This is a genomic window from Pseudomonas mandelii, from assembly GCF_002251635.1.
Taxonomy (GTDB): domain Bacteria; phylum Pseudomonadota; class Gammaproteobacteria; order Pseudomonadales; family Pseudomonadaceae; genus Aquipseudomonas; species Aquipseudomonas mandelii_B.
The window spans coordinates 1-18,483 of record NZ_NMOJ01000126.1 but is presented as its reverse complement, the minus strand read 5'-3'; the positions used below and the strand labels follow the sequence as shown (position 1 = coordinate 18,483).

General features: G+C 56.5%; 19 protein-coding genes. 3 read left to right on the top strand and 16 right to left on the bottom strand.

Annotated elements, in window-relative coordinates; genetic code table 11:
- Positions 1-11: 11 nt before the first annotated feature.
- From atpG to rpmH, 16 genes are all read right to left on the bottom strand, one after another.
- Positions 12-872: a F0F1 ATP synthase subunit gamma gene (gene atpG / locus B7L09_RS17310; protein WP_010207685.1), complete on the bottom strand. Its 861-nt coding sequence runs from the start codon at positions 870-872 to the stop codon at positions 12-14.
- 50 nt (positions 873-922) lie between these two features.
- The gene (atpA, locus tag B7L09_RS17305) at positions 923-2,467 is read right to left on the bottom strand and encodes a F0F1 ATP synthase subunit alpha (RefSeq protein WP_053258793.1); all 1,545 of its coding nucleotides are present in this window, start codon (positions 2,465-2,467) and stop codon (positions 923-925) included.
- Between the two features lie 21 nt (positions 2,468-2,488).
- A complete protein-coding gene (locus B7L09_RS17300) occupies positions 2,489-3,025 on the bottom strand; it encodes a F0F1 ATP synthase subunit delta (protein WP_064454824.1) in 537 nt (178 codons plus the stop codon).
- Between the two features lie 12 nt (positions 3,026-3,037).
- Entirely contained in the window at positions 3,038-3,508 is a 471-nt protein-coding gene (locus B7L09_RS17295) for a F0F1 ATP synthase subunit B (RefSeq protein WP_016970692.1), read from the bottom strand.
- Between the two features lie 58 nt (positions 3,509-3,566).
- Positions 3,567-3,824, bottom strand: a complete 258-nt coding sequence (atpE, locus tag B7L09_RS17290) for a F0F1 ATP synthase subunit C (RefSeq protein WP_002555987.1) — start codon at positions 3,822-3,824, stop codon at positions 3,567-3,569.
- Between the two features lie 133 nt (positions 3,825-3,957).
- Positions 3,958-4,827, bottom strand: a complete 870-nt coding sequence (gene atpB, locus B7L09_RS17285) for a F0F1 ATP synthase subunit A (protein WP_053258795.1) — start codon at positions 4,825-4,827, stop codon at positions 3,958-3,960.
- 16 nt (positions 4,828-4,843) lie between these two features.
- Positions 4,844-5,251, bottom strand: a complete 408-nt coding sequence (locus B7L09_RS17280; protein WP_053258796.1) for a F0F1 ATP synthase subunit I — start codon at positions 5,249-5,251, stop codon at positions 4,844-4,846.
- Between the two features lie 148 nt (positions 5,252-5,399).
- Positions 5,400-6,272: a ParB/RepB/Spo0J family partition protein gene (locus B7L09_RS17275; RefSeq protein ID WP_094469863.1), complete on the bottom strand. Its 873-nt coding sequence runs from the start codon at positions 6,270-6,272 to the stop codon at positions 5,400-5,402.
- Between the two features lie 9 nt (positions 6,273-6,281).
- On the bottom strand, positions 6,282-7,079 hold the full coding sequence (locus B7L09_RS17270) for a ParA family protein (protein ID WP_094469862.1): 798 nt from the start codon (positions 7,077-7,079) through the stop codon (positions 6,282-6,284).
- 18 nt (positions 7,080-7,097) lie between these two features.
- Positions 7,098-7,742 carry a 16S rRNA (guanine(527)-N(7))-methyltransferase RsmG gene (gene rsmG / locus B7L09_RS17265; protein ID WP_094469861.1) on the bottom strand — a complete coding sequence of 215 codons (645 nt, stop codon included), beginning with the start codon at positions 7,740-7,742 and terminating at the stop codon, positions 7,098-7,100.
- Complete coding sequence (gene mnmG, locus B7L09_RS17260) at positions 7,739-9,631, bottom strand: tRNA uridine-5-carboxymethylaminomethyl(34) synthesis enzyme MnmG (protein ID WP_094469860.1); 1,893 nt, start codon at positions 9,629-9,631, stop codon at positions 7,739-7,741. The genes rsmG and mnmG overlap by 4 nt, the downstream gene beginning before the upstream one ends.
- A 549-nt stretch (positions 9,632-10,180) precedes the next feature.
- Positions 10,181-11,551, bottom strand: coding sequence for a tRNA uridine-5-carboxymethylaminomethyl(34) synthesis GTPase MnmE (mnmE, locus tag B7L09_RS17250; protein ID WP_094469859.1), 1,371 nt, complete (start codon positions 11,549-11,551; stop codon positions 10,181-10,183).
- Positions 11,552-11,630: 79 nt separating this feature from the next.
- Entirely contained in the window at positions 11,631-13,316 is a 1,686-nt protein-coding gene (gene yidC, locus B7L09_RS17245; protein ID WP_094469858.1) for a membrane protein insertase YidC, read from the bottom strand.
- 2 nt (positions 13,317-13,318) lie between these two features.
- Positions 13,319-13,564, bottom strand: coding sequence for a membrane protein insertion efficiency factor YidD (gene yidD, locus B7L09_RS17240; RefSeq protein ID WP_073636650.1), 246 nt, complete (start codon positions 13,562-13,564; stop codon positions 13,319-13,321).
- Positions 13,557-13,958 carry a ribonuclease P protein component gene (gene rnpA / locus B7L09_RS17235; RefSeq protein ID WP_217902012.1) on the bottom strand — a complete coding sequence of 134 codons (402 nt, stop codon included), beginning with the start codon at positions 13,956-13,958 and terminating at the stop codon, positions 13,557-13,559. Before rnpA ends, yidD begins: the two co-directional genes overlap by 8 nt.
- Before the next feature lie 16 nt (positions 13,959-13,974).
- Positions 13,975-14,109: a 50S ribosomal protein L34 gene (rpmH, locus tag B7L09_RS17230; protein WP_003213577.1), complete on the bottom strand. Its 135-nt coding sequence runs from the start codon at positions 14,107-14,109 to the stop codon at positions 13,975-13,977.
- Positions 14,110-14,674: 565 nt separating this feature from the next.
- Here rpmH and dnaA point away from each other — a divergent pair.
- From dnaA to recF, 3 genes are all read left to right on the top strand, one after another.
- Positions 14,675-16,195, top strand: a complete 1,521-nt coding sequence (gene dnaA, locus B7L09_RS17225) for a chromosomal replication initiator protein DnaA (protein ID WP_094469856.1) — start codon at positions 14,675-14,677, stop codon at positions 16,193-16,195.
- A 38-nt stretch (positions 16,196-16,233) separates the two neighbouring features.
- Complete coding sequence (gene dnaN / locus B7L09_RS17220; RefSeq protein WP_094469855.1) at positions 16,234-17,337, top strand: DNA polymerase III subunit beta; 1,104 nt, start codon at positions 16,234-16,236, stop codon at positions 17,335-17,337.
- A 20-nt stretch (positions 17,338-17,357) separates the two neighbouring features.
- Complete coding sequence (recF, locus tag B7L09_RS17215; RefSeq protein WP_094469854.1) at positions 17,358-18,461, top strand: DNA replication/repair protein RecF; 1,104 nt, start codon at positions 17,358-17,360, stop codon at positions 18,459-18,461.
- The last annotated feature ends 22 nt before the right edge of the window (positions 18,462-18,483 follow it).

Here is an 18,483-nt window from a genome sequence, read left to right as displayed (position 1 = left end):
TATTTGAACCGTTAAACCGCGGCAGCGCCGCCGACGATTTCCGAGATCTCTTGGGTGATCGCAGCCTGACGCGCCTTGTTGTAGATCAGCTGCAAATCGCTGATCAGATCACCGGCGTTATCGGTAGCGTTTTTCATCGCGATCATCCGCGCCGCTTGTTCAGCTGCGTTGTTCTCGACCACCGCCTGGTACACCTGCGACTCCACGTAGCGCACCATCAAGCCGTCAAGCAGCTCTTTGGCGTCTGGTTCGTAGAGGTAGTCCCAGTGGTGCTTGAGTTCCTGATCCGGAGTCGCCACCAGTGGAATCAATTGCTCCACGGTTGGCTGCTGGGTCATGGTGTTGATGAACTTGTTGGATACCACGGACAGGCGGTCAATCCGGCCTTCCAGGTACGCATCCAGCATCACCTTCACACTGCCGATCAAATCATTGATCGACGGCTCTTCACCCAGGTGGCTGATAGCTGCAACGACGTTACCGCCGAAGTTGCGGAAAAAGGCCGCACCCTTGCTACCAACAACACACAGATCGATCTCGACGCCCTTTTCGCGGTTTACCGCCATGTCCTTGACCAGGGCCTTGAACAGGTTGGTATTCAAACCACCGCACAAACCACGGTCACTGCTCACTACCACATAACCCACACGCTTAACTTCGCGGTCGATCATGAACGGGTGGCGGTATTCCGGGTTGGCGTTGGCCAGATGCCCAATTACCTGGCGGATACGCTCCGCATAAGGACGGCTAGCAGCCATGCGCATTTGTGCCTTGCGCATTTTGCTGACCGCCACTTTTTCCATGGCGCTGGTAATTTTTTGCGTGCTTTTGATGCTCGCAATCTTACTGCGAATCTCTTTTGCGCCTGCCATGTAACACCTATCAGGTTAGCAAGCGGGAGCCTTGCGGCTCCCGCTGCGGCTTACCAGGTTTGGGTGGCCTTGAACTTCTCGATACCGGCTTTCATGCCAGCGTCGATATCGTCATTGAAGTCACCCTTCACGTTGATCTTCGCCATCAATTCGGCGTGATCGCGGTTGAAGTAAGCAATCAGCGCTTGTTCGAAGCTGCCGATCTTGGTGATTTCAACGTCGGTCAGGAACCCACGCTCAGCGGCATACAGCGACAACGCCATGTCAGCGATCGACATTGGGGCGTATTGCTTCTGCTTCATCAGCTCGGTAACGCGCTGACCATGCTCAAGTTGCTTACGGGTCGCTTCGTCCAGGTCAGAAGCGAACTGGGCGAATGCCGCCAGTTCACGGTACTGAGCCAGAGCGGTACGGATACCACCGGAGAGCTTCTTGATGATCTTGGTCTGAGCGGCACCACCCACACGGGATACCGAAACACCGGCGTTCACAGCAGGACGGATCCCGGAGTTGAACATGGCCGATTCCAGGAAGATCTGACCGTCGGTGATGGAAATCACGTTGGTCGGAACGAACGCGGAAACGTCGCCAGCCTGGGTTTCGATGATCGGCAGTGCGGTCAGGGAACCGGTTTTGCCGGTCACTGCGCCGTTGGTGAACTTCTCTACGTATTCTTCCGAAACGCGGGATGCACGCTCCAGCAGACGGGAGTGGAGATAGAACACGTCGCCTGGGTAAGCTTCACGGCCTGGTGGACGGCGCAGCAGCAGGGAAATCTGGCGGTAAGCCACTGCTTGCTTGGACAGATCGTCATAAACGATCAGCGCGTCTTCACCGCGGTCGCGGAAGAATTCACCCATGGTGCAACCGGAGTACGGTGCCAGGAATTGCAGCGCAGGAGATTCCGAAGCACTGGCAGCCACGATGATCGTGTTGGCCAGGGCGCCGTTTTCTTCCAGCTTGCGAACCACGTTGGCGATGGTCGATTGCTTCTGACCAATAGCTACGTAGACGCAGAAAATGCCGCTGTTCTTCTGGTTGATGATCGCGTCGATCGCCAGAGCGGTTTTACCGATCTGACGGTCACCGATGATCAGCTCACGCTGGCCACGGCCGACTGGGATCATGGCATCGACAGCCTTGTAGCCAGTCTGTACAGGCTGGTCTACCGACTTACGCCAGATCACGCCTGGAGCAACTTTCTCGACCGCATCGGTCTCGGTGTTGCCCAGTGGACCTTTACCGTCAACAGGGTTACCCAGTGCGTCGACTACGCGACCCAGCAGTTCCTTACCAACCGGAACCTCCAGGATGCGGCCGGTGCACTTGGCGCTCATGCCTTCAGCCAGACTGGTGTACGCGCCCAATACAACGGCACCTACGGAGTCTTGCTCCAGGTTGAGGGCCATACCGTAGACGCCGCCCGGAAACTCGATCATCTCGCCGTACATTACGTCGGCCAGACCGTGAATCCGCACGATGCCGTCAGATACGCTGACGACAGTGCCTTCGTTACGGGCTTGGGAGGTCACATCGAGCTTGTCGATGCGGCCCTTGATAATTTCACTTATTTCGGAAGGATTGAGTTGCTGCATTGCTCTGCTGCCCCTTCAAACTCAAGATTTCAATGCTTCGGCAAGTTTCGCGATTTTGCCGCGAATCGAGCCATCGATAACCAGGTCGCCGGCGCGGATAACGACACCACCAATCAGGGATGCGTCCTCCGTAGCTTGCAGGCGCACTTCCCGATTGAGTCGTGCACTGAGAACCTTGGCGAGTTTGTCTTGCTGTTCTTGGTTCAATGCGAAAGCACTGGTCACTTCAACGTCTACCGATTTCTCTTCTTCGGCCTTGTACAGGTCGAACAGAGCGGCAATCTCCGGCAAAAGCGGGAGACGGTCGTTTTCGGCAACGACGTGGATGAAGTTCTGCACTTTCACATCAAACTTGTCGCCGCACACTTCAATAAAAGTGGCGGCCTTGTCTGCGCTCGTCAGGCGCGGGGCCTTGAGCACGCGCTGCATGGTGTCGTCTTGCGACACTGCTGCAGCCAGGCCGAGCATGGCTGACCAAGAGGCCAGCTGCTGGTGGGCCTGGGCGTGCTCGAAGGCTGCCTTAGCATAAGGTCGGGCCAACGTGGTCAGTTCTGCCATGATCGCCCTCGCTTAAATTTCAGCAGCCAGTTTGTTAACCAGCTCCGCGTGCGCGTTTTGATCGATTGTGGCACCGAGGATCTTCTCAGCACCNCCGACCGCCAGAGCACCCAGTTGGGCACGCAGCGCGTCTTTGACGCCGTTCAGTTCCTGTTCGATCTCGGCATGAGCCGAAGCCTTCACACGGTCAGCTTCGACGCGGGCTTTATCAACAGCCTCTTCGACGATCTGGTTACCGCGTTTCTTGGCTTGCTCAATGATTTCAGCTGCCTGTGCTTTAGCTTCGCGCAGTTGATGACCCGCTTTCTCTTGGGCCAACTCCAGGTCGCGAGCTGCACGGGTGGCAGCGTCCAAACCATCCGCGATCTTCTTCTGACGTTCGTGCAAAGCCGCGATGACCGGAGGCCACACGAACTTCATGCAAAACACTACAAAAATGAAGAACGCAACGGATTGGCCAATCAGGGTTGCATTAATGTTCACGCCAACACCTCGCTCATTCGTTGTCCATCACCCCAATCAACTCGAAAAATTCGAGTGATTAGCCAGCGAGTTGACCAACGAAAGGGTTCGCGAAGGTGAAGAACAGAGCGATACCAACACCGATCATGGTCACGGCGTCGAGCAGGCCGGCGACGATGAACATTTTAACTTGCAGCATTGGGACCATTTCTGGCTGACGCGCTGCGCCTTCCAGGAATTTGCCGCCCAGCAGGCCGAAACCAATGGCAGTACCCAGGGCGCCCAGGCCGATCAACAGTGCAACAGCGATAGCGGTTAGACCAACTACAGTTTCCATCTTTCCTCCCGACTTTTACGTCGTATGGTTTAGGTTTTTTAGATTTTAAAGCGGTAAAACAAATCGTTTCATAGCCCTGGTGGGCCACCTTCCCGTGTTACCGGGAAGGACATCAGACTAGTCGAGACTGGTCTTAATGGTTCTCTTCGTGCGCCATCGACAGGTAGACGATGGTCAGCATCATGAAGATGAAGGCCTGCAGGGTGATGATCAGGATGTGGAACACAGCCCACGCCCACTGCAGAACGATGCCCAGGCCGCTAAGCCAGAGCAGACCACTGCCGAACATCACAGCGATCAGAATGAATACCAGCTCGCCGGCGTACATGTTGCCGAACAGTCGCAGGGCCAGGGAAATCGGCTTGGCGACCAGGGTCACGAACTCCAGCAGGAAGTTCACCGGGATCAGCAGGGCTTGAACGAAGATGTTCTTGCTGCCGAACGGGTGCAGGGTCAGTTCGCCGATGAAGCCGCCGATGCCCTTGACCTTGATGCTGTAGAAAATGATCAACGCAAACACCGACAGGGCCATGCCCAGGGTGGCGTTAGGGTCCGTGGTGGAAACCGCACGGAATGGAATGTGGTGATCGCCGGTGATCAGGATGGCCAGCTGAGGAATCCAGTCGACCGGAATCAGGTCGACGGCGTTCATCAGGAACACCCAGACGAAGATGGTCAGTGCCAGCGGTGCAATCACCGGGCTACGGCCATGGAAGCTGTCTTTCACGCTGCCATCGACGAATTCGACCAATACTTCAACGAAGTTCTGTAAAGCACCTGGCTGACCGGAAGTCGCCTTCTTTGCCGCCATGCGGAAAATCAGGACGAAGATCAGACCCAATGCGACAGACCAACCCAGAGTATCCAGGTGGAATGCCCAGAAGCCCATTTCTTTGGCTTCTGCTGCGGTGTGGGCGAAGCCCCAGCCGCCGTTGGGAAGCTGACCGAAGGTCAGGTTCTGCAAGTGGTGCTGGATATAGCCCGAAGCGGTTGTTTCTGCCATGGTTGCCTCAAACGCCCTAAGGTTTCGAAAGTCTTGTTTTCATTAGCAGGGGAGCGAACCAGCTGACCAGTTGGGTCAACACGAAGACGCCGAATACAGCCAGCGGCGCCAATGGCTTCACACCTGCAAAGGTCAGTGCAAACAGCACTGCCGTCAAAATCAATTTCCCTGCCTCGCCAGCATAAAAAGACCGGACGATGGACTGGGCTGCTCGGGCGCCGGAAAACCGAAAGGCCCTGTGAGCAAAATACATATTGGGCAGCAAGGCTATCAGGCCTCCGCAGAGTCCTGAATACCCGGCTACGACTCCATGCCAATACCAAAGCGCCAATGCGGCGATCAGCAAAACGACAAATTGAGCCAATAAAACCGGAAAAACTGCCAGGCGATGGAACGGCAACGTGTTTGGCGTGCGGGTTTCCATCACTCTTGCTCCTCAATGGTCGGCTGCCGGAAATCAATAACTTGGCATAATTTGTGCCGACAAAATGCGCGCAGAGTATAGGGGCGGTTCTGCCCCTATTCAACTGTCAGGTAGTGATTTCCGACTGCACGCTACATGAGGAAATGTTTCAACGAATGTGCGCGAGCACACCTTGAAGCTCATCGAGGGAGTTGTAACCAATAACCAACTGCCCTTTTCCCTTCTTGCCATGACGAATTTGCACCGCAGAGCCTAGGCGCTCGGCCAGGCGCTGCTCGAGTCGGGCGATATCAGGGTCCTGTTTAACCGGTTCAGCAGGCTCCTGTTTGCCACTCAACCACTGGCGAACCAGTGCCTCGGTTTGGCGCACAGTCAGCCCCCGTGCGACAACGTGTCGCGCCCCTTCAACCTGTTGATTCTCCGGTAAACCGAGCAAAGCACGGGCATGACCCATTTCCAGGTCGCCGTGGGACAACATGGTCTTGATAACTTCCGGCAGTGCGATCAAACGCAACAAGTTGGACACGGTCACGCGGGATTTGCCCACGGCTTCGGCCACTTGTTGCTGAGTCAGCTGGAATTCCTGCTGCAAACGCTGCAAGGCCACGGCTTCTTCGATGGGATTGAGGTCTTCGCGCTGGATGTTCTCGATCAGCGCCATGGCGATCGCGGTTTCATCCGGCACATCGCGCACCATCGCCGGGATGGTTTCCTTACCGGCCTGCTGGCTGGCACGCCAGCGGCGTTCACCGGCAATGATTTCGAAGCGGCCACCACCGATCGGGCGTACCACGATCGGCTGCATCACGCCCTGGGCCTTGATCGAATTGGCCAGTTCTTCCAGCGCCTGGGGGTCCATATCCCGGCGTGGCTGGTATTTACCGCGCTGGATCAGGTCCAGCGGCAGGTGTTGCAGCTCGCGCTCTTCGGCCTGCACCGCTTGTTCTTCAAGCGAAGTGACAGTCGGACCACTCAGCAGTGCATCCAGTCCACGTCCGAGACCTCGTTTCTTGACGGCCATGGGGATTCCTTAAGTTGGCTGGGCAGCAGCGGTGCGTGAGTTGCGGCGTTGACGACGAACAAGCTCGCCGGCCAACGCCAGGTAGGCGATAGCGCCACGCGATGCTTTGTCGTAGGCCAGCGCCGGCATGCCATAGCTGGGTGCTTCGGCCAGACGGATGTTGCGCGGGATGACGGTGTCGTAAAGCTGATCGCCAAAGTGTTCCTTGAGCTGCGCCGACACATCGTTCATCAGGCTCAGACGCGGGTCATACATCGTGCGCAGCAGGCCTTCGATTTGCAGGTTCGGGTTGAGCAGTTCAGCGATACGCTTGATGTTATCCACAAGGTCACTCAACCCTTCGAGCGCGAAGTACTCGCACTGCATGGGGATAATCACCCCGTCGGCTGCAACCAATGCGTTCAACGTCAGCATCGACAGCGACGGTGGGCAGTCGATCAAAATGTAATCGTAGTTCTCGCGGATCGGCGCCAAGGCGCTGCGCAGACGGCTTTCTTTCATCTGCATTTCCAGCAGCACCACTTCCGCCGCCGTCAAATCACGGTTGGCCGGCAGCAGTTGATAACCGCCGTGTTCGGAGTAGTGCATGGCCTGGGCCAGGTCGCACTCGCCGATCAGCAAGTCGTAGACCGAGTTTTCCAGGCCGTGTTTATCCACACCGCTACCCATGGTGGCGTTGCCCTGTGGATCGAGATCGATCAACAACACCCGGCGCTTGGTAGCAACCAGGGATGCTGCGAGGTTGATGCAGGTGGTGGTTTTGCCCACGCCACCTTTCTGGTTCGCTATCGCGAATACCTTAGCCATTCTTGCTTGTGTTCCCAATCATGCCGTGCGGCGCAGTATCAGCAGATGGCGTTGGCCTTGGCAACCGGGTACGGCCAAGGCGTGTTCGCTATCGAGGTGGAAGTCTGCCGGCAATGCTAGCAGCTCGTCGCTTGGATGAACGCCCTTCATTGCCAGCCAGCGGGTGTCGCGGTCGCCCAAATGGCGCGTCCAGTTACTGAAGTTCTCCATGCTGCTGAACGCCCGGGAAACAATTCCATTGAAAGGCAATTCAGGCGTGAATTCTTCGACCCGGCTGTGGATAACTTGCAGGTTATCCAACTTGAGCTCGAGCTTGACCTGGGTCAGGAAGCGGGTTTTCTTGCCGTTGCTGTCCAGGCAGGTCACTTGCGACTCTGGAAACAGGATGGCCAACGGAATACCCGGCATGCCGCCGCCGCTGCCAACGTCCAGCCAGCGACCATTCTCGACAAACGACATCACGCTCAAACTATCGAGCAGATGACGGGAGACCATTTCGTCAGGATTGCGTACCGCAGTCAGGTTGTAAGCCTTGTTCCATTTGATCAACAGGGCCAGATAGCCCAGCAGCAACTCGTGCTGGGCTGCAGTCAGGTCAACACCCAACTGGCGTGCACCTGTGGATAACTCTTCGGCGTGTTGCGAGGTGACCAACGAACTCAAGCGCTTTGCTCCAACTGACGGCCCGCGCCGCGTTTTTTCAAATGAATCATCAACAACGAAATCGCTGCCGGCGTAACGCCCGGGATACGTGACGCCTGGCCCAAGGTCTCTGGACGGGTCGCGCCGAGCTTGCTCTGGATCTCTTTGGAGAGACCGGAAATGTTCGTGTAATCGATATCCACAGGCAGTTTGGTGTCCTCACTGGCGCGCAGTCGAGCGATCTCATCCTGCTGGCGGTCGATGTACCCGGCGTACTTGGTCTTGATTTCAACTTGCTCGGCGACTTGTGGGTCTTCGGCACCGTGGCCTGTCACTTCGACCAGACCAGCGTAGTCGATTTCCGGACGGGACAGCAGGTTCAGCAAGTTGTATTCGTGGGTCAGCGGCGTGCCGAATTTTTCGGCAATCGCGTCGCCCTGCTCGGTGCCCGGGCGAACCCAGGTACTTTTCAGGCGCTGCTCTTCCAGCGTGATGCTTTCGCGTTTTTTGCAGAAAGCGGCCCAGCGTGCGTCATCGACCAAACCCAGCTCGCGACCTTTTTCGGTCAAGCGCAGGTCAGCGTTGTCTTCACGCAGGATCAGGCGGTATTCCGCCCGGGACGTAAACATCCGGTACGGTTCCTGGGTACCCAGGGTAATCAGGTCGTCGACCAATACGCCGATGTACGCCTCATCGCGACGCGGGCACCAGCTGTCTTTGCCCTGCGCACGCAGCGCTGCGTTGGTCCCGGCCAGCAAACCTTGGGCGCCGGCTTCTTCGTAACCGGTGGTGCCATTGATTTGCCCGGCGAAGAACAAGCCGCCGATGACTTTGGTTTCGAGGCTGTACTTCAGGTCACGCGGGTCGAAGTAGTCGTACTCGATGGCGTAGCCCGGGCGCACGATGTGCGCGTTTTCCATGCCACGAATCGACTGCACGATCTGGATTTGCACGTCGAACGGCAAGGANGTGGAAATCCCGTTCGGATAAAGCTCGTGGGTGGTCAAGCCTTCGGGTTCGATGAAGACCTGGTGGCTTTCCTTGTCGGCAAAGCGGTGGATCTTGTCTTCGATCGATGGGCAATAACGCGGGCCAATACCTTCAATCACCCCGGAATACATCGGCGAACGATCAAGGTTCGCGGCAATGATTTCGTGGGTCCGGGCGTTGGTGTGGGTAATCCAGCAGCTGACCTGTTTCGGGTGCTGTTCTTTGGAACCCATGAAAGACATCACCGGGATCGGTGTATCGCCTGCCTGCTCGGTCATCACCGAGAAATCCACAGAACGACCGTCGATACGCGGTGGCGTACCGGTTTTCAGGCGACCGACCCGCAGTGGCAATTCGCGCAGACGATGAGCCAGGGCAATTGACGGCGGATCGCCGGCACGGCCACCCGAATAATTCTGCAAGCCGATGTGGATAAGTCCACCGAGGAACGTGCCAGTGGTCAACACCACGGAATCGGCGAAGAAACGCAGACCCATCTGGGTGACAACACCGCGCACTTGTTCCTGTTCGACGATCAGGTCATCCGCTGCTTGCTGAAATATCCACAGGTTCGGCTGGTTTTCCAGGGTTTCACGTACCGCGGCCTTGTACAGGATGCGGTCTGCCTGTGCCCGAGTAGCCCGTACGGCCGGGCCTTTGCGGCTGTTGAGCACGCGAAATTGAATACCACCTTTGTCGGTAGCCATGGCCATGACACCGCCAAGGGCGTCGATTTCTTTGACCAGATGACTTTTGCCGATCCCACCAATGGCGGGGTTGCAACTCATGGCTCCGAGGGTTTCCACGTTGTGCGTCAGCAACAGGGTTTTGACGCCCATGCGTGCTGAGGCCAGTGCTGCCTCGGTACCGGCATGACCGCCGCCGATGACGATCACTTCAAAACGGGAAGGGAAATCCACCACGCACCTCGTGCCTGCTTATGTAGGTAATCAGGAATTGNTTGTGNAAAGGTTTTTGGACCTNGTCGGCAAGTATAGGGACTTAGCCCTTCCTAAAGAACCCTTTGCACAAAATTTAACCAGCTGTGGAGAANTCNNGGCAATAGAAATTAAAAAGAGAGAATCTTATAAGATCTTTGTTTTTATGTTTATTTCTACTGAGCCTACTTTCTGTGGATAGATCTCTAAAGGCCTTTATATTCAATATGTACAGAGATTCAAAACCCTGTGGTCATGTGCCAAGGAGGCCCTTGGATAACCGGTTTAAGCCTGTGGATGAAAGAGGTGGTTATCCACAGGGGCGGTTATCTTCAGTTTTCAGGCCCTGTTATCAACTGCCCTTAGTGGCAGTTACTCACAGGGCTTAATCCACAGAAAAGTGCTGATCGAGCAAATCCCGGGCACGGAAAATCCGCTCAAGCAGAAAGAATCCGCTCGGCACTGGAGGAAATTTAAGACAAGGGAATGAACAGACAGGCGCGAACGGCCTGTCTGTGAATATCGGAAGGACTATTTACCGATGCAGAAGCTGGAAAAAATGCGTCCCAACAGGTCATCGGAGCTGAAAGCGCCGGTGATTTCACCCAAAGAGTGCTGAGCCTGGCGCAAATCTTCGGCCAGCAGTTCACCGGCGCCCGCCAGTGTCAGCTGTGCTCGGCCGTGCTCAAGGGATGCGCTGGCGTGTCGCAATGCATCAAGGTGACGCCTGCGAGCACTGAAGCTGCTTTCCGAGGTCTGCTCATAGCCCATGCAGGCCTTGAGATGATCGCGCAACAACTCCAGGCCGTCGCCGGCCGACTTGGCACTCAGGCTGATGGTGACGTGGCCATCCTCACTGACCTCCAGCGCAATGGCTTCACCTGTCAGGTCAGCCTTGTTGCGAATCAGCGTAACTTTGGCTGGATCCGGGCGGGTTTCGAGGAACTCCGGCCATAACGCGAATGGATCAAGTGCCTCAGGAGCGGTCGCATCGACCACCAGCAACACCCGATCTGCCTCGCCGATGGCTTTCAACGCCCGCTCGACGCCGATCTTTTCCACCTGGTCATCGGTATCGCGTAAGCCGGCGGTATCAACCACGTGCAGCGGCATGCCATCGATGTGGATATGTTCACGCAATATATCCCGGGTGGTGCCGGCGATTTCGGTAACGATGGCGGCTTCACGACCTGCCAGGGCATTCAGCAGGCTGGACTTGCCCGCATTCGGACGACCGGCAATGACCACGGTCATCCCGTCGCGCAACAAGGCACCTTGCCCGGCTTCACGAAGCACTGTGGATAATTCATCGCGCACTTTGTCGAGCATGGCCAGTACGTGGCCGTCGGCCAGGAAGTCGATTTCTTCCTCCGGGAAATCNATGGCTGCTTCGACNTAGATGCGCAGGCCAATCAATTGCTCGGTGAGGTTATGCACACGCTCGGAGAATGCGCCCTGCAAGGAGCGCAGGGCATTTCGTGCAGCCTGTGCAGAACTGGCCTCGATCAAGTCGGCGATGGCTTCCGCCTGGGCCAGGTCGAGCTTGTCGTTGAGGAAGGCGCGCTCACTGAATTCTCCTGGCCGAGCCAGACGACAGCCCAGTTCCAGGCAACGTTTGAGCAGCATATCGAGAACGATCGGCCCGCCGTGCCCCTGCAGTTCAAGCACGTCTTCGCCGGTGAAGGAGTTCGGTCCCGGGAAATACAGCGCGATGCCTTCGTCCAGCACCTCTTGGTTTTCATTGAGAAACGGGCCGTAGTGGGCAAATCGAGGTTTCAATTCCCGACCGCTGATCGCCTTGGCGGCAAGGCTCGCCAACGGCCCGGAAATACGGACGATGCCTACACCGCCGCGACCTTGGGCGGTGGCGACAGCTGCGATGGTTTCCCGAGGAACGCTCATAAACCGGTACCCAGACAAAAGTGACAGATAGCAAAACGCCCCACTAGGGGGCGTTTTGAGTGGTTATCCACAGTGTAAATCAGGCAGCTGCTTTGGTAGCCGCTTCGACTTTACGAGTGATGTACCACTGTTGGGCGATGGACAGGCAGTTGTTGACCACCCAGTACAGCACCAGACCTGCTGGGAACCACAGGAAGAAGAAGGTGAAGATGATTGGCATCATTTTCATTACCTTGGCTTGCATCGGGTCCGGCGGAGTCGGGTTCAAGCGCTGCTGGATAAACATGGTTGCGCCCATGATGATCGGCAGGATAAAGAACGGGTCTTTGATCGACAGGTCAGTTATCCACAGCATGAACGGAGCCTGGCGCATTTCCACGCTTTCCAGGAGTACCCAGTACAGCGACAGGAACACCGGCATCTGCACCAGAATCGGCAAGCATCCACCCAGCGGGTTGATCTTCTCTTTCTTGTACAGCTCCATCATGGCCTGCGACATTTTCTGCCGATCATCGCCATGTTGCTCTTTCAGAGCGGCCAGTTTCGGAGCCACGGCACGCATACGCGCCATCGACTTGTAGCTGGCTGCAGACAGAGGGAAGAAGATCCCTTTGATCAGCATGGTCAGCAAGATGATCGAGAAGCCCCAGTTACCGACGATGCTGTGGATATGTTGCAGCAACCAGAAGATTGGCTGGGCAATGAACCACAGAATGCCGTAGTCCACAGTCAATTCCAGACCTGGGGACAACTCTTTCAGCACGGCCTGACTTTTCGGGCCGGCATACAGAGTGGCGCTGGNTTCAGCTTTTGCACCTGGCGCAACGGTCACTGCCGGAGCGGTGTAGCCGATGATGTAGTTGCCTTTGCTGTCTTTACGGGTCTGGACGAGGTTGTTTTCGCCCTTCGCCGGAATCCACGCGGTCACGAAGTAGTGTTGCAACCAGGCAACCCAACCGCCGTTAACGGTTTCTTTCAGCTGAGCCTTGTCCATGTCCTTCATCGACACTTTCTTGTACGGCTCGTTACTTGTCCACAGGGCGGCGCCCAGGTAAGTCGCGGTGCCGGTGGCGGTGCTGGAAGAAGGATCGGCACTGTTGTCACGCTTCAGCTGGGCGAACATCGCACCCGACCAGGGTTTGGCGCTTTCGTTGTCGATCAGGTAGGAAACGGTTACGTCATACAGGCCACGTTTCACGGTGAAACGCTTGATGTAGTTGACGCCGTCCTTGCTGAACTTGAGGTCCACGACCAATTGGTCCTGACCGTCAGCCAACTGGTAAATCTTCTTCTCCGAGGAGTAAACCGGGCGACCGGCTGGACTTGCGTCCGGACCGTCGGTGCCGATCAGACCGCTCTGGGCCAGATAAGTCCGCTCGTTGCCGTTATCGAACAACTGGAATGGAATTTCCGGATGGTCCTGGCGACGTGGATACAGCGGCAACGTCAGTTGCGCAACATCACCACCTTGTGGATCGATAGCCAGGTTGAGCACATCCGTTTTGATCTGGATGAGGTCTTTGCTTACAGCTACTGGAGTTTCAGTAGGTGCAGTTGCACTGGTATCACTTGCGGCGCGTGGAATGTCGTCACTGACAGAAGCATTATTGCCAGTCGCCGTGTCCGGTAGGCCCGGTGCGGTAGTACTGGAAGCAACATTCTGAGTCGGCAGGGCAGCCTGGCCATAGTCCTGGTTCCATTTAAGAACCATGACGTAGGACACGATTGCCAGGGCGACGATCAGGATCGTGCGTTTAATATCCATGATTACTCGGCCATCGAAGAAGAACGGGAGGTAGGGATAGGTGGAACCGGGTCGAAACCACCGGGATTCCACGGATGACAGCGGCCTAAACGACGAAAGGCCAGCCAGCCACCGCGCAGAAGACCATGATTTTCTATGGCCTCTAACGCGTAGCAGGAACAACTGGGGTAGAAACGACAGTGGTCGGCCATCAGAGGACTAATGGCATAACGGTAAAACTGGATCGGAACGAGGGCCAGTTTACGCATTGGTGCTGTCTACCCCTACAGTTTCGGTGCTGACTGCTGGTGCTGGCTTGGTACGCGCCAAACGTTTCCAGAGCTTGCCGAAATGCTGAATCAATTCGGGGTTTTCTACATCCCCCAAGCCTTTGCGCGCGACGATAACAATATCCCAACCAACCAGAGTGTCCTGGTGGAGGCGAAACGATTCGCGCATCAGACGCTTGAGGCGATTGCGCTCAACGGAGAGCTTTACGCTCTTCTTGCCAATCACCAACCCGAGACGGGGGTGATCCAGATCGTTGTTACGCGCAAGGAGCAGGAGATTTTTCCCCGGAACCTTGCCGGTGGGGGAGTCAAAGACTGCCTTGAAGTGCCGGGGTGTAAGCAGACGCTTTTCCCGACTGAAGTCCTGACTCACCACCAGTACCGGATTATCAAACTGCCAGACGCGCACGACCTTTGGCGCGGCGACGCGACAGGACAGCACGGCCGTTCTTGGTAGCCATGCGAGCACGGAAGCCGTGAGTACGGGCGCGTTTGATGGTGCTTGGTTGGAAAGTACGTTTCATTGNCGTGTTACCTGGTTCGTCCACAACGGGCCGGAATGGCCCCCGTTTTAAGAGACCGGCGATTCTAGAGAAAGCAAGCCTCTAGGTCAATTTCCAACCAGCGTTTCCTTATAAATAGATCTCCAGGCGTTTTCTCGTCCGCAGGTCTTCGCTAGATATAGAAATAAAGAAGGAAGTTATTTAAAGCTTTTCTGTAAAGCTTATAAAAGCTAGGGGAGCGATCTTCTGTGGATAACTGCCTTAAGCCCTTCTATTCCGTGCTGTACAGAGAATGACAACTACGGTGGAAAACAGGGGGCAGCCTGTGCTGCACTGTCGGATAAGCTGTGTGTGGAATGGCTGGTTATCCACAGGCAGGTTATCCACCGAGTTTCACCTCCACTTGTCCAGTGCCCTCATGGGCGGTTATCCACAGAGCTTATGCACATACCATTGGTCGCCTTTTTGGCGGTTAACGCGTTGATAATTCATGGCCTGTGCGCAACCTGCGTGTGGATAAGTAGGCGACTGGCCGCTACAATGGCGGCTGTTTTTGCCTCACCGGCTTTCAACTTAGGGGATATCCGTGTCAGTGGAACTTTGGCAGCAGTGCGTGGAGCTTTTGCGCGAAGAGCTGCCTGCCCAGCAATTCAACACCTGGATCCGTCCGCTACAGGTCGAAGCCGAAGGCGACGAGTTGCGTGTCTACGCGCCGAATCGTTTTGTTCTCGACTGGGTCAACGAGAAGTACCTGAGCCGCGTTCTCGAATTGCTCGATGAGCACGGTAATGGCCGCGCGCCTGTGCTTTCCTTATTAATAGGCAGCAAACGTAGCTCTGCACCGCGTGCGGCACCGAATGCACCGTTGGCCGCCGCGGCTTCCCACGCTCAGGCCGCTCAAGCGCCTGTCAGCGCTCCAGCGCCAACCCAGACCGCCGCACCGACCAAGCGTGCGACACAAAAAGTGGCCGAGGTCAGTGAAGAGCCGTCTCGCGACAGCTTCGACCCGATGGCTGGTGCCAGCTCGCAACAGGCTCCTATTCGCTCCGAGCAGCGCACGGTGCAAGTAGAAGGNGCGCTCAAGCACACCAGTTACTTGAACCGTACTTTCACCTTCGAAAACTTCGTCGAAGGTAAATCCAACCAGTTGGCCCGGGCGGCAGCCTGGCAGGTGGCCGATAACCCCAAGCATGGTTACAACCCGCTCTTCCTTTATGGTGGCGTTGGCTTGGGTAAGACGCACTTGATGCATGCTGTGGGTAACCACCTATTAAAGAAGAACCCGAATGCCAAGGTCGTGTACCTGCACTCGGAGCGCTTCGTGGCTGACATGGTCAAGGCTTTGCAGCTCAATGCAATCAACGAGTTCAAGCGTTTCTATCGCTCGGTTGATGCCTTGCTGATCGATGACATTCAATTCTTCGCGCGTAAGGAACGGTCCCAGGAAGAGTTTTTCCACACTTTTAACGCTTTGCTCGAAGGTGGCCAACAGGTCATCTTGACCAGTGACCGTTATCCGAAGGAAATCGAAGGCCTGGAAGAGCGTTTGAAGTCGCGCTTTGGCTGGGGCCTGACCGTTGCGGTAGAGCCGCCGGAGCTGGAAACCCGTGTCGCGATCCTGATGAAAAAGGCCGACCAGGCGAAAGTCGATCTGCCACACGATGCGGCGTTCTTTATTGCCCAGCGTATCCGCTCCAACGTCCGTGAGCTGGAAGGCGCGCTTAAACGCGTGATCGCCCACTCGCACTTCATGGGTCGCGACATCACCATCGAGTTGATTCGTGAATCCCTGAAAGACCTGCTGGCACTGCAAGACAAGCTGGTGAGTGTGGATAACATCCAGCGCACCGTGGCTGAGTACTACAAGATCAAGATTTCCGACCTGCTCTCCAAGCGCCGCTCGCGCTCGGTGGCACGTCCTCGTCAGGTGGCCATGGCGCTCTCTAAAGAGCTGACTAACCACAGCCTGCCGGAAATCGGTGATGTGTTTGGCGGTCGCGACCACACCACGGTCTTGCACGCGTGCCGCAAGATCAACGAACTTAAGGAATCCGACGCGGATATTCGCGAGGACTACAAGAACCTGCTGCGTACACTGACTACTTGATGACACCAGCGCAGCTTATTAAGGCAAGGGACTAGACCATGCATTTCACCATTCAACGCGAAGCCCTGTTGAAACCCCTGCAACTGGTCGCAGGCGTCGTCGAGCGCCGACAGACCTTGCCGGTGCTCTCCAACGTATTGCTGGTGGTCGAAGGCCAGCAATTGTCCTTGACCGGTACCGACCTGGAAGTCGAACTGGTTGGCCGTGTTCAATTGGAAGAGCCTGCTGAACCGGGCGAAATCACTGTGCCGGCGCGCAAGCTGATGGACATCTGCAAGAGCCTGCCCAACGACGCGCTGATCGACATCAAGGTTGATGAGCAGAAGCTCGTTGTGAAGGCCGGCCGTAGCCGCTTCACCCTGTCGACCCTGCCGGCCAACGATTTCCCTACGGTCGAAGAAGGCCCNGGCTCGCTGACCTGCAGCCTGGAGCAAAGCAAGCTGCGCCGTTTGATCGAGCGCACCAGCTTCGCCATGGCCCAACAGGACGTGCGTTACTACCTCAACGGTATGTTGCTGGAAGTATCGGAAGGCATTATCCGCGCCGTTGCCACCGACGGTCACCGTCTGGCCATGTGCTCGATGAAGGCCGATATCGGTCAGCCGGACCGTCACCAGGTGATCGTGCCGCGTAAAGGTATTCTTGAGCTCGCGCGTTTGCTCACCGAGCCGGACGGCATCGTCAGCATCGTGCTGGGTCAACACCACATCCGCGCGACCACTGGCGAGTTCACCTTCACATCGAAACTGGTCGACGGCAAATTCCCTGACTACGAGCGCGTTCTGCCAAAAGGCGGCGACAAGCTGGTACTCGGTGATCGCCAAGCCCTGCGTGAAGCGTTCAGCCGTACTGCAATTCTGTCGAACGAAAAGTACCGTGGTATTCGCCTGCAACTGGCCAACGGTCAGCTGAAAATTCAGGCCAATAACCCGGAGCAGGAAGAGGCTGAAGAAGAAGTGGGCGTTGAGTACAACGGCGGCAATCTGGAAATCGGTTTCAACGTGAGCTATCTGCTCGACGTGCTGGGCGTGATGACGACCGAGCAGGTTCGCCTGATCCTGTCCGACTCGAACAGCAGTGCGCTGGTGCAGGAATCCGACAACGACGACTCGGCTTACGTTGTTATGCCGATGCGTCTGTAATCATGCTCAGCAGAAGCTAGATGTCTTTTAGTCGCGTCTCGGTCACCGCGGTGCGCAATCTGCACCCGGTGACCTTCTCCCCNTCNCCCCGAATCAATATTCTTTACGGCGCCAACGGCAGCGGCAAAACCAGTGTTCTGGAAGCCATTCACCTGCTGGGGCTTGCCCGTTCGTTTCGTAGCACCCGATTGTTGCCCGTCATTCAGTACGAGCAANTGGCGTGCACGGTGTTTGGGCAGGTTGAGTTGGCCGAGGGCGGACACAGCGCCTTGGGGATATCTCGCGACCGGCAGGGGGAGTTCCAGATTCGTATAGACGGCCAGAATGCCCGCAGTGCGGCGCAACTGGCAGAGATCCTGCCGCTTCAGTTGATTAACCCGGACAGCTTCCGCCTGCTGGAAGGCGCGCCGAAGATTCGTCGGCAGTTTCTAGACTGGGGCGTGTTCCACGTGGAACCGCGATTCATGTCCACCTGGCAGCGCTTGCAGAAGGCCCTGCGCCAGCGGAACTCATGGCTGCGGCATGGTACACTTGACGCCGCTTCGCAAGCGGCCTGGGACCGGGAACTGTGCCTGGCCAGCGACGAAATAGATGAATACCGCCGCGCCTATATCAAAGCCTTGAAACCAGTCTTTGAACAGACCTTGAGCGAACTGGTTGAGCTCGAGGGTTTGACGCTCAGCTATTACCGCGGTTGGGACAAGGACCGGGAGTTAAGTGCAGTGCTCGCCGGGTCCCTTCAGCGGGATCAGCAAATGGGTCATACCCAAGCCGGACCACAACGTGCTGATTTGCGACTTAGATTGGGCGCACATAACGCCGCGGACATCTTGTCCCGTGGTCAGCAGAAGTTGGTGGTGTGTGCGCTGCGGATTGCCCAAGGGCATTTGGTTAGCCAAGCCCGGCGCGGCCAGTGTATTTATCTGGTGGATGATTTGCCGTCTGAACTAGACGAACAACACCGCCGCGCGTTATGCCGCTTGTTGGAAGACTTACGCTGCCAGGTGTTTATTACCTGTGTAGACCACGAATTATTGAGGGAAGGCTGGCAGACGGAAACGCCAGTCGCTTTGTTCCACGTGGAACAGGGCCGTATCACCCAGACCCACGACCATCGGGAGTGAAGGCATGAGCGAAGAAAACACG